At 44.9% G+C, this 12,404-nt stretch carries 8 protein-coding genes and 1 pseudogene; 4 read left to right on the plus strand and 5 right to left on the minus strand.

Going from position 1 to position 12,404, the window contains the following annotated elements; genetic code table 11:
* Nucleotides 1–11 precede the first annotated feature (11 nt).
* Together BJP34_RS21490 and ltrA are read right to left on the minus strand one after the other, a co-directional pair.
* Nucleotides 12–1,343, minus strand: a pseudogene (locus BJP34_RS21490) (RNA-guided endonuclease InsQ/TnpB family protein).
* A 307-nt stretch (nt 1,344–1,650) separates the two neighbouring features.
* On the minus strand, nt 1,651–3,336 hold the full coding sequence (gene ltrA, locus BJP34_RS21495; protein ID WP_070391293.1) for a group II intron reverse transcriptase/maturase: 1,686 nt from the start codon (nt 3,334–3,336) through the stop codon (nt 1,651–1,653).
* A gap of 427 nt (nt 3,337–3,763) precedes the next feature.
* On the opposite strand from ltrA, the gene BJP34_RS49225 reads away from it, so the two are divergent.
* Nucleotides 3,764–3,886, plus strand: coding sequence for a hypothetical protein (locus BJP34_RS49225; protein ID WP_267876334.1), 123 nt, complete (start codon nt 3,764–3,766; stop codon nt 3,884–3,886).
* A 10-nt stretch (nt 3,887–3,896) separates the two neighbouring features.
* Here the strand turns inward: BJP34_RS49225 and BJP34_RS21500 are convergent, their stop codons facing one another.
* Nucleotides 3,897–5,000 (minus strand): RNA-guided endonuclease InsQ/TnpB family protein, encoded by a 1,104-nt coding sequence (locus tag BJP34_RS21500; RefSeq protein ID WP_229424481.1) that lies wholly within the window; start codon nt 4,998–5,000, stop codon nt 3,897–3,899.
* A complete protein-coding gene (locus BJP34_RS37310; protein ID WP_083305291.1) occupies nt 4,951–5,580 on the minus strand; it encodes an IS607 family transposase in 630 nt (209 codons plus the stop codon). The genes BJP34_RS21500 and BJP34_RS37310 overlap by 50 nt, the downstream gene beginning before the upstream one ends.
* 109 nt (nt 5,581–5,689) lie before the next feature.
* Here BJP34_RS37310 and BJP34_RS21505 point away from each other — a divergent pair, with 109 nt between their 5' ends.
* The 3 genes from BJP34_RS21505 (at nt 5,690) to BJP34_RS21515 (ending at nt 11,007) form a co-directional block, all read left to right on the plus strand.
* Entirely contained in the window at nt 5,690–6,079 is a 390-nt protein-coding gene (locus BJP34_RS21505) for a RidA family protein (protein ID WP_070394106.1), read from the plus strand.
* A gap of 1,399 nt (nt 6,080–7,478) precedes the next feature.
* Nucleotides 7,479–8,909, plus strand: coding sequence for a YCF48-related protein (locus BJP34_RS21510; protein WP_158517370.1), 1,431 nt, complete (start codon nt 7,479–7,481; stop codon nt 8,907–8,909).
* A gap of 4 nt (nt 8,910–8,913) precedes the next feature.
* Nucleotides 8,914–11,007: a ferritin-like domain-containing protein gene (locus tag BJP34_RS21515; protein ID WP_070394108.1), complete on the plus strand. Its 2,094-nt coding sequence runs from the start codon at nt 8,914–8,916 to the stop codon at nt 11,005–11,007.
* A 93-nt stretch (nt 11,008–11,100) separates the two neighbouring features.
* On the opposite strand, the gene BJP34_RS21520 is transcribed toward BJP34_RS21515, so the two are convergent.
* Nucleotides 11,101–12,267, minus strand: a complete 1,167-nt coding sequence (locus tag BJP34_RS21520; protein ID WP_070394109.1) for a catalase — start codon at nt 12,265–12,267, stop codon at nt 11,101–11,103.
* Nucleotides 12,268–12,404: the final 137 nt, after the last annotated feature.

Raw genomic sequence — 12,404 nt, forward strand, 5'->3', positions numbered from 1 at the left:
CCTACATCAAATCAAAGATTATGATGTAGGCTTCTCAGATTTACAAATGAGATTTGCTGATCCTCGGCGGAGCCGACGCTTCGCGAACGATATCTTGTATCGATTTACCACAGCCATTCAGCGGCAGTCCAACCGCCATTAATGCACGATTCAAAATGTTGATACCACTGTTCCAGTCACGGTCAATCGAAACACCACAACTGGAACAATGATGAACGCGCTCACTTAAACTTTTCAAGGGCCCTAGATCCACAATTGAAGCACTCAATACTTGTCCGACGGGGGTCAACTTTCTGGAGTAACAAACCGCGTTTGACCGCTACTGCTTGTAAGATTTCCAGAAATGCCCCCCACGCCGCATCATGAGGTGCGACCCGTGGCGAATTTAATTCGCCAACGGAAAGCGCACCTAATATTGATTTGGCCAGTTTTGTTCTGGCAAGTCCTTTGATGTTTAAATCTTCATGAGCATAATGGTCGTAATTACTACATAACCAATGAGCAACTTGATAATGAAATTCCTTTCGGCAACGGGTTAAATGAAGGTGCAATAAAGCCACTTGATTCTTAGCTTTTTCCCAGTTTTGAGAACCCTTAACACGACGGGACAAAACCCGTTGGGCTTTTGCTAACTTGTCTTGAGCCTTTCGGTAAAACTGAGGAATTGCAATAGCCTCACCATCTGATGTGGTTAAAAATTTTTCTAAACCCACATCAATACCAACAGACGATTTAACTGAATCTACAGCAAGAAACTCAGGGAGAGTATCATCTTTCATTGAAATGCAACAATACCAACCGTCTGCTTTTTTAACGATAGTGCATTGTTTGAGACTGAAACCGTCCGGTATGGGTCTGTGCATTACCACAGGTCTCTCACCAATCCGACTCAGCTTAAGCACTCGATCTTTTAGATGTGCTCCCGCTCTGGAATTGTTAACCCGTGGGAATACAAAAGATCGCAAGTCACCAGTTTTCTTAAACCGTGGTCGTCCCCCTCGTTGACCATTAACATCAGGTTTTCGCCATCTATCCCATGCTTTATTAAGCCGTTGTAGGTTAACCTGCTGAGTTTCTGTGTAGATTTGTTTGTACTCAGGGAACAACTGCTTAGTTTCTTTAAGGGCGGCTTGCTGGGTGTAGTAGTTGACAGGTTCCGGAATTTCACCAATCGGCTCACTCACAAGACTGCAACGGTCAATCGGGGTTCTAGTCCGCTTGAGCCAGTCAAGCCGTTGCCCTAGAGCATAGTTCCAGTGACGACGCAACAATTCAAGCCATCTCTCCATGATGGCTATCTGTTCGTCACTAGGCTTGATTCGATAGCAGTAAGTTAACAGCATAATGTTATTGTACTACTTGCGATCTGTTGAGAACCAAGATACCCCGTCGGGCAATTCCCCTCCCGCGTGCGTCAAAGATTATAACGGGAGACCCCTTGCCCGTTTAGTTGGAATGTGTTAACTTGTGCAACATTTAACCTGTACAAACCTACTCATCAGCAGGAATAACCTGTATAGCACCAGGTAAAAACCTGGTGGTTGATTAAACTAAGCCGGTGAGTCGCCCCACCGACTCGTCTTCAGAACCGGACATGACACTTTCGCATCATCCGGCTCCTCATCATAGGAACCATTTACATTGGTACCTCTAGAACGGATTCTCATCTAACTTTGAAGAGTTGACTTTGGTACCGTGTTTGGCGTCGTGACAATGGAGGTGAAGTAACTCTAGATTTTTGTCATGGTCGTTACCTCCTAGAGCGCGTGGTATAATATGGTGTTTTTCCAACAAATCTCCATCCCTGAAGGTAAGACCACAATGGGCGCATTTCCCTTCTTGCCGTTCTAAAAGCCTTCCCTTCTGAGTGGTCATCTCAGGATGCTTTCTCATTCTGGTGCTCCAATAAATTAGGTCTCCATCGTAGGGACTCCTGGTTTCTTGAACTTTTATGTGCCTGACTATTTCAGTTTTGGCATGTTTTGGGAGGTAGTTATTCCCGTTGGTCATGAATACCCAGTTATCTTCTCCGATGGTTCCCCAATATTTCTTGGTTACCCAGGTTCTTGATTTGTTGGGGTGTCTCCTATATCCCCATCTTCGAAGTTTGTTCCAGACTAGATTCCCTAATTTTGAGAAGGTTTCTTTGCTACAAACAGAGCTGTAGTAGTTACACCATCCTCTTATAATAGGTTTAAGTTGGCTTATTAACGCCTTCTGTGGGGCAGCTTTATGTCTGTTGATGACTTGGGAAAGCTGCCCGTAATGTTCTAGAACTTTTTCTTTGGATGGTTTGATGATGGTTTTAAAACCTCGTTTTGAATGGTTTTTACCTGTTTTATATTGACGGATGTTGAATCCAAGAAAATCAAATCCGTCAAAAGTGTGGGTAATTTGGGTTTTACTTGGTTTTAGTTCCAACCCCATGTCCTGTAGCCATGTGTTGATTACTTCTTGATATTCTTCTACCACTTTTTGGTCTGGGTGAAGGATGACGAAATCATCTGCGTATCTAATTAGGGCTAATCCTTTTTTGTAATATGTTTTTTTACCCTTGATAGAGTTGGCATAGTTCCATACCTCTTGTTCCATTCCGTGGAGGGCTATGTTCGCCAATAGTGGGGATATCACCCCACCTTGAGGGGTGCCCTCGTTTGTGTGTGAGAATATTCCCTTATCCATCACACCGGCTTTAAGCCAGGACTTAATTAAACGTCTCATGGATGGATAGGTATTCAATTTTGTTAGAAGTGCATCATGGTTTATTTTGTCGAAGCATTTGGCAATGTCAGCATCAAGAACCCATTTGGGTTTTTTGTTGATGAAATTGAATATTGCTTCAATGGCATCATGACATGAGCGTCCTGGTCTGAACCCGTATGAATTGGGTTCAAATTTTTCTTCCCATTCAGGTTCAAGAGCCTGCTTGGCAAGTGCTTGTAATGCACGGTCGTACATAGTCGGGATACCTAAGGGGCGTTTTTCTGACCGTCCGGGTTTGGGAATCCATACCCTTCTGGTAGGTTGTGCCTTTTTGGAGACCTTGAGGCTGGCTACTAAGGCGAGGCGTTGCCTATTGGTTAAGGCTTTGAACCCGTCTATTCCGGCAGTCTTTTTGCCTTTATTCTCCTGGGTGACTCGTCTGACCGCAATCATTTTGGCTGACCAGGACTTCATCAGGGTCTTTTGGAGTTTTCTTACCACGCTCACGTCACCACGGCTCGAGGCTCGGTATATTCGTTTTTGTAACTTAAAAACGGTCATTTCCAGCTTTCGCCAATTGACCCTTCTCCATTCCGACTGTGGGGCGAACCCCTGAGTTTTAGACTTATTCATTACTACTTACAACCATACCCTTTCCTACAACGTGAGTCCGTCAGCATATCCTGGGCATTACCCCAGGCATTGGCTTCTGACTCAATCTCGCTCTCCTATGACTTGCGGTTAACTACCTACTCAACCATCGACCATGTTGAGAGTACATATGAGAGTTATTTCGTTCCTGATAACCATTCTGTGGACTTTTAGGGTGGTACTCTTCACCAGGAATATTCTTTGGGAAATCATTATGAGGCGGCAAAACCTCATAGTCCTTATTCCTTTGACTTTTGTCTGTAGCGTATCAGTCTATTTCGCTACATGCCTTTTACGATGATTCTGATGTACCTTTCTCTCGTACCCATGAGTCCTTTGCCTGTTACTAACTTTGCTTAGACTAGCTCTGCTTCACTATTCGACCCTTGCATCAATTCATGAGTTTGTTATGTTCATAAATCAGGGTAAGGCTGTCACTCGGATTTCACGAGGGATGGATTTTCACCATCATGGTTATCAAGTTGTCATGGTTCAGTTTCCCGACCAAGCGGTTAGTCCCCCAAACCCTTAATAGGTAAGGTTTATAACCAACGAAACGCACTTGCCGACAAAGCACGAATCATGATGTTTCGTGCGCCATTCCAATCCCGTGGTAATGAAAAACCACATTTTGGGCATTGGAATTTTTTGTTACCGCCTAATCTCTCGTGAATATGACCACACTCCGGGCAAGTTTTACTGGTATAAGATTCATTAACCAAGATCACCTTGACATCATGGCGATCTGCCATCTGAATCAAATGCTGACGGAATTTGTAATGACTCCAGGTAAGCAGATTGCGAGCTGTCTTCTTGTGCAATTTTCTAGCTGACTTGACTACCATCTCAGATGTGTCAAACGTTGGCAAAAAGATCAGCTTGTAATTACTGACAAGGAAAGAAGCTGACTTGTTGTGACAGTCCTTGATCAGGTCTTGAATTTTTTGGCGTAAACGATGGGCAGCCTTTCTCATTTCTCGTCTCTGCCGTTTGGCAGAGCTTAAGTCAATACGACTTATCAACCGATCTAAGTGCTGACAAAGTCTTTGAATTCTACCCATGTCGCCACAACCGATCTCGATATAATTCCTACCGTCAAAACCAGTAAGAAATCTCCTAATACCTGGGTCTAAGGCTATTACTTGATCCTGTTTAGTGGGAGTCGGTTCAATATACTCAGGAAAAATCCCGTACCATTTGCCTTTAATCCACACCAATTGAGTTCCATAGATGCACTGATCAGGAAAACCTTGAGGTGAACGGAAAGACAAACCTTTGACTTTGGTTGGATACCAACAGCCTTTCTGGAAGTTTCCCGCCTTGAACTTGATGACTTGCCTTGTCTGACGACAAGACTTAAATTTAGCAAAACCCTTGTTAGCTAATGCCTGTTTAACTGCATCAATAGCATCCGCTACCGCTTCCTGCAATTGGTGACCAGGTAGAGTTTTTACCCATTCTGGTCTGTCCGCTTTTCTGGCTAGTTTCTGCAAGTCGTAAGCACTACCTTGATAGCCGTTCTTGATAGTAGCTATTGACCAGTTATAAATCCATCTATAAGCGTTAAGCCAAGTTTTCCAGACTTTATGAAGCTCTTTAGATGGAAACACCCTGATTTTCTTGACACTGTTGGGTGTCAACTTCACTGTTTGGTTCCGAGGTTTGCTCTTGTATCGCTTTGCTGACTTGTTTTTGGTATTTTCGGAGTCCGTAAAGCCTAGCACAGAAACAGTGGAGGCAGGACTTGATATCTTCGACCAGTTCTTGTTCTGGGGATAATTTGCGTTCATTGAGAACCACGAGTTTGATCCCACCTTGCTGGCACAGCCATTCAAGTAAAGGGAATCCGAATCTGACGGCTCTGTCTGGGTAGGCGACGACAAGTGCACAGATATCAGCGCTGTATATCCGTTCCAATATTTTGAGGGACTTTCTCCGTTTAAAATTGAGTCGTGATCCAACTTCTGTAATAACTTCTGGGTTTGGGTATTTTGACCGTAAAAATTCAGCTTGTCGATCAAGGTCATCTCTTTGGGAGTGCTTAGAGACTCTTGCATAGCAGAGAGTGGGCTGATCTTGCGGGTCTGCTCCTTCAACGCCAAATCGTCTTTGCTTGCTTTGTGTTCTGATGCTGTCGAGTCTCCCTTCTGTGTCCCATCGTCTAAGAGTTGAGATTGAAACCCCGTAGTGGTCGGCTGCCTCTTTGGGCGTGACATATTTTTTGATGGCCTCTAAACCTTACTGAATCTACGTTAGGACGTTTAGAGAAGATTAGCAAGGTAAGATAAGATATTAGGCTATTAGTTGCACCTCCATCCTGGAACGACTGAAGACTATGACACGAAACATTATCCGTACACCCAATGCCCCAGCACCTGTAGGACCATACAATCAAGCGATCGCAGTCAGCGGTCAAATGATTTTTGTAGCTGGTCAAATTCCCCTTGACCCTAGCACCGGTGAGATTGTTGGTGGTAATGATGTCGCCAAGCAGACAGAACAGGTAATGGCTAATCTTGAAGCTATCCTAGTCGCTGCTGGAGCTAAAATCCCGCACATAGTCAAAACCACGGTATTTCTGGCAGATATGAATGATTTTGCCACAGTAAATCAGATCTATGCCAAATACTTTAACGAGGAAGAGGCTCCAGCTCGTGCTTGTGTTGAGGTTTCCCGACTACCTAAGGATGTTTTAGTCGAGATTGAATGCATTGCTGTGATCTAGTCTTGTGGAAGCTGCTATGGCGTTAGCTGACTGAAAATAGCTAACTGATGACTAAGGAGCTGGGGGGGCGACAAGCGATCCAAAGTACTTGCCAGCTCTAAGTTTAAGGTCACTATGATCCCAAACTTATGATCCCAAACTAGATATAGACAGTCATGAGCATATTTTCAATTACTGGAAACTCAATCCCTGATTCTTTCATCCAAGTGGTCGAAAAATCGGGTTTATTTATAAGTTTGGTAACTGACTTGAATAAATCCAGACCAGATAATGATTACAGGCGAAAGTTTACCCACTTAGGTTCTGATATATAAAGATTTTAGCAAGATTTTTGTTCACATTCCTTAAGTAGATAAAGATTATAACAAAATTAATTCTGCTATAGATTAGTAGATCAGGGTAAACGCATCTAACTTAAGTAAGTAAGTTTTAAAAAATCTATATTTCTCAATTTTAACTAGTAACAATCAAGGGATTGGAGCTGACTAAAAATTTTTGACCGCGTCCTCCCTTAGTTCCCAGGGTAAACGCATCTAAATTTGTATCATAAATTACAGCAAAAAGGTAAACAATAGTCTAAAAAATCTAGAATCCACCGGTTTATTGTCAACAAGCCCGAAACATTGCTCAATTATTTGCGATGTTATCCTTGGTGGATTTGAGAGTACTCGAAATTATCGTTGCTTACCCAAATGCTCCTTTGATTTTTGTTCAAAGTCAGATGAGTTTTCGTGTAAGCAGCCGTCAGCAGTCAGCTATCAGCTTGTAGGGTGGGCAAAAAGCGATGCAGCGCGGTCTTGGGGGTTTCCCCCATGAGCGACTGCATCAAGACACAGTTTGATTGTTTTGAGTATTAATGATTATATTACTTTGCCAACCCTACTTTAATTCCTCTGATCGCGTAGCGTGCGCGTAGCGCTAATCGCTGATACTTGAGGTGCTGAATGCTGAATGCTGAATGCTGAATGCTGAATGCTTACGTTTTCCTAGGGTAGCGCGCCGCTAGACCGATTCCTGCACCGATCGCCCTATGTGAACTTTTGTCAGTCAACCAGCAAAACAGTCTATAGACAAAAACGAGTCTTTTTGCTCATTTACTCATATGCCTCATGGGTAGCGATCGCTTGCTAATGACTTTCTGGATCATTAATTTTTTGGAAGTCCCTAGTCTTTATTACGGGAATGATGAGTGAAAATGATTAAGAATAATTGTTTCTTTGTCTAAATAAATATTACATTTAAATAATCTCTTGTCATTGGTGTTGAGCTGAAGATGTAATCTTAAAAAGATTAGAGAATAAATCAACCCAATACAGTTGTCTTTTATGACAGACAAAAAGGTCATCAAATGATTGCGAAAAGCGTTTTAAAAACGGCAATGTTTGGACAGGGGGTTAACATGAACTTGAGAGACAATGGCTATCGGTGGGTGGCTACACCAGCACCATTGGCCGGTCGTTATGACGATATTTTTTTCATCAATCCTAATGTTGGTTGGGCTGTTAACGGGAATGGACAAATCCTAAAAACCGAAGATGGCGGAGGTCACTGGAAGATCCAAGAACAGTTACAGGGGGTTTACTTTCGCTGTATTCATATGCTCGACGAACAGATCGGTTGGGTTGGTTGCGTAACCCCAAGGAAACAACTCTACCACACCAGTGATGGCGGTAAAAACTGGGTTTTAGTAGAGAACTTGCCAGCCGATGCCCCCTCAGCCGTTTGCGGACTTTGGGTACTTGACCAAGAGAACGTATTCGCATCAGGAACCAACTACCCCGAACGACCGGCACGCTTCTTCAAAACAAATGATGGCGGTCAAACCTGGTTTGTTAGGGATATGGAAGATGTGGCTACCCTTCTGGTGGATATCTACTTCAAAGATGACCAGACAGGTTGGGTTGTCGGGGGTCGTTCCGTGCGGCCTAACCCCCGTCGTTCTGATGTTGTGCCTACAGTCCTGAAAACAACAGACGGTGGCAACACTTGGCAAGATATGCTCGGAGATATCAATGTTCCATTAGGGGAATGGGGCTGGAAAATCCAATTTTTAGATGACGATCCGGAATTTGGGGTAGTTGCCTGTGAGAATCTGAAGGCAGGGGCGATTTTAATCACTGAAGACGGGGGTAACTCCTGGCGACGACAGGAAATTCGCAACAGCAACGGTCAGATGATTAATGAGAACCTGGAAGGCATTGGTTTTTTGAATCGTCAGCTTGGTTGGGTTGGCGGTTGGGGAGATCAAGTTTTTGAGAGCGGTCGTACTAGCGAGACAACAGATGGCGGTTTCACCTGGAGCGACCTGACCCCCGATTGGCCAAAACCCGATCCGGGCTATTCTTGTCCCCCTAGTCCCAATATAGGTCAATATATCAACCGATTTCGCTTTGTTAGCGACGGGTCTGTCACTGTCGCTTACGCCTCCGGTAACACTGTTTATAAATACACCAATCAAGAATTACACGAGCCAACAGAGAGGGAAGTAGCCAGTAACCGCTTGCTCGGGGCAACGGAACTTCACATCACTGCAGATCAGGTTCTGATTCCCCTCACCGTACCCGAGGGTGCAACAAACTTATCTGTGGTTCTCTATGATCGCTTTGCGGGAAAAGTACGGACGTTGCTAGAGGAACGGAATCCCGCAGAGGGCCCTCGCCCGATCTCCTGGGATTTACGAGATGACAGCGGGCAAAAGTTAGCCCCTGGACAGTTCATGGCGCGCGTCACCTGTGACAACGAATCAGAAAGTCGGCTGATTTTCCCAGAACGCACTGGAGATCGACTCGCCTTAACTGCTATGACTCCCCATGTACTGAGAGAGGACTAATGTGATGACAAAAACCTATGAGATACCCCTAGAGGTTCTGGTTTGTCAACCTCCATCTGAGGCTGCGATCGCAACCCTCGAACTAGCAAAATTGCCCCTGAGTTTTGAGATCGAACGGAACCCGCGAGATGAAGCGGCCTTATTGCTAACGGTCGCAGCCGAAGTAGAACACGCTTTAATGGTTCAGTACCTCTATGCTGCCTATTCCGTGCGCGACGATCAAACAAATCATGAGACAAGGGGACGAGTACGATCGCTCTACCAGCGATTGGCTCAACTAGCACGGGAAGAAATGGGGCATCTGATGACGGTACAGAACTTGCTGCACCTGATTGGCGCTCCCCTAAATTTTGAGCGGGAAGACTCGCCCTTTGAAAGCAAGCTCTATCCATTCCGTTTTAAACTCGAACCCCTATCAAAGCAGTCATTAGCCAAGTATATTACCGCCGAACGGCCTGCCGAACAGGGGGATATTGATGATAAAACATGGCAAAGGCTCCTATATATTGCCAAAATTGCTCGGCGTGCCAATGACGGTCGTCCAATTCAGCATGTGGGAGCGATTTACGAGCGTCTGATAGAACTATTTGGCAATGCAGAAGAGGGACTCAAAGACCAAGACTTTCATACAGACCGAATCGACCTCCAAGGCACCTGGGATGATTGGGGCTACGATGAGGGTCTTGGCAGCAATGATAAGTCTGAGTCTCGACGAGTTTATGTGGATACCTTTGAAGGCTCTCATGCCACCACCTTACGCAAAGAGGCGGTCAAAGCTCTCGAAATCATTGCCGAACAAGGGGAAGGCTATGGCTCTACGGTTGACTCCCATTTTGAGCGATTCTTTCAACTTTACAAAGATTTTGAAAAGTTGAAGAATGAGCGGGTCGAATTTGTCTGGCCAGTAGCAACTAACCCTAGCACCAAGCCGCCGCGTACCATATTGGGGAAAAGCAAGCTTGAGGAGTATATCCGTGCTGCCTTTGAGGAACGGGGCTATATTGCCAACCCTCGCGCCCGTAACTGGGGACACCTGTTCAACTTACGCTATCGGTTACTGCTGGCTTTTTTAATCCATTTCTTGAGAATAACGGGTCGTCGCTATGTATCTTCAGGGCCCGATAAAGGCGATCGCACTCCGCGCGGCCTGTTGCTATTGTGGGCCTTCGATGAAATGCGCCATCTGAAGAAAATTGCCCAGAAAATGGTGCGGCTGCCTCTAAAATTATACGATGGGGTGACGGCCGGCCCTCCTTTCCAGTTGCCCTATACCCTCGATCTGCCAGATTTAGAACGGGATCGTTGGCGAGTCCATTTAGATGTGGTCAAGGCTTCATTAAGCCTAGTGGAGAAAGCGCTTCAGGATGATGGGAGTCCCGACCAGAAAGACCCCTTTTTGGAGGATTTGCAGAGGTCTGATCGGGGACGGTTGAGCATTTTAGAGGCGTTGGTTGCGGGTCAGTCTATCCCCACCCATGCTCGGACAGAATCTTTCCAAAAGGTGGCTCGCATTCTAGAAGAAGCAGTGCGGGGGTTTTCTATCGATGCCCACAGCAATTTCTGGGCGGGAATCAATCGCGAGCAATTTGTGCAATTGCATATGTTTAATCGGCCTTTTCTCCGTCGCAATGAAGACGACTGCAACCTGACCGCAGAAGGATCGGAACTAGTAAGTCGATTAGAGAGTTCTAGTAAAACTGGCAAAATGCCCCGCTATCGACCGTTAGTAGATAGTTCTAGACAAGAGTTTGTCCGCGAGTGGATTGATGCTCAAGCACCAGATAACGAGCCACCAGGACAGATTGGTGTTCACCACGAACGAGAACCCAACCTTGAGCCCCTGCCATCTTGGGAACAGTTCCGAAAATCTGAGCGGGTGGGGTACAGATCGGATATTAGACCACTCTTTCGAGATTTTGATCTGGAAACACTGCAACGGTTAGACGGTATCGATCTCAATGATGTAGAAAATGTTCGAGCCAATGGGGAAAAGCTTCGAGAACGACTTAACGAAGGTTCTCTCCCTTATGATGCTTGCTGGTCGGACGAGCTAATCGATCTGTTTGAGCGCTGGATAGATAGCGGTATGGAGAATTGAGGTTTAGGGTTACACTACTTGTTACTTGAAAATTTAAAATTAGCAAGTAACAAGTAACAAGTAAAATGCAACATGTATGCTTAACTTGAAAAACTAGTAGTTGAGTCCCCGTTTTTGATAACGATACTTAGCCACAATCGGATAAACTACATTACGGAGCCGGTTGAGAGCTCCCACAGGACGATGAACTACTAAGCCATTCCACGGGGAAAATCGCAGGTTTTCAGCAGAGTCGTATTGTTGGTCAAAATCGATGATCTGATGCTTGACTGTAAGGCGACCAACGGTAAAAAATGGTGACTTCTTCTCACTCCAACGAATTGTGACATCATCGATGGACATTTTCGGGTTGGTTTGGAATTGGATGCCAAAGTCCCAGCAATAAAGGGCATCGGTTTTCGATAGTTGTTCGATCAGCTCGTCTCGATAGTAATTGTCCGGTTTGCTTTCATCCAATCCCAGAGCCTTGGCGCGATCGAAGAAGGGAAGTTTGGGAATACCTGGTCGGGACTGATATCCCATGCTTTGATGGGGAGGCTGGCATGAAACAGGGGTGAACGCATATTTGATCACAGCGGGATAGTCAACAGGAACTAAGCCCGGTTGAGACTGATCAAAATCTGGTTTGAGTCCAAGGGCATAAGCAGAACCACTCCAATACCGTTCCGTTAATAAACTCTTTGGGGTTCGAGCTGTTACTTTAACTAGGGCTAGCAATTGCCTGGGATGACTCCTGAGCCACTTCTGGGAAGCTTGCTCTGAGTCAACTATGGAGCCAAAGAATTCATAATAATCTTTGATGGTTTTGATAAAAAAGATCTTGGCATTTTGAACAATAATATCTTGAGTGTTTGGTTCGTAGCTTTGTTCTAGGCTTTCTCCTTCAACATCAATCACTTTCACAGACATTGAGCGTGTGTCTGAGACATAGTCGTTTTCAACCTTTGTTCGCCCATTGGCAAATCGCAGCTGAACAGGATATTGTTTCGGTGTCGCAAAAAGTCCTTGCTTGAGGGAAATCCCATTCAGTTGCTCTTGAGTAAGCCGAGTTCGTTTCGCTAGTTCAGTCTTAATGCTCTGTTCATCAAAATCAAAAATTTCTAGGTTTCCCTCCACCGAAGCGTGGGTTTTGGTATGGGTGTCTCGCAAAGCCCGTTCTTCATCCTTGTAAAGCTGATCCATCTGAAGCATGACTTGATCGGCTACAAGGTCGTAATAGTTTCGTTCGTCCTTTTCGGGATATTCTGTAAATAGCTTCATGGTTATTTTTTATAGAAAAATTTTGAGGAATTGGTTGTGCTCAAAACTCCTTGAGGATACCAGTGGCTTTGATCGGGTACTGTCAAATTCTGTGAGCAGATAGCTGGTGATTGAGACTCAAATTTTACTTAACCGGT

It is taken from the genome of Moorena producens PAL-8-15-08-1, assembly GCF_001767235.1.
GTDB lineage: Bacteria > Cyanobacteriota > Cyanobacteriia > Cyanobacteriales > Coleofasciculaceae > Moorena > Moorena producens_A.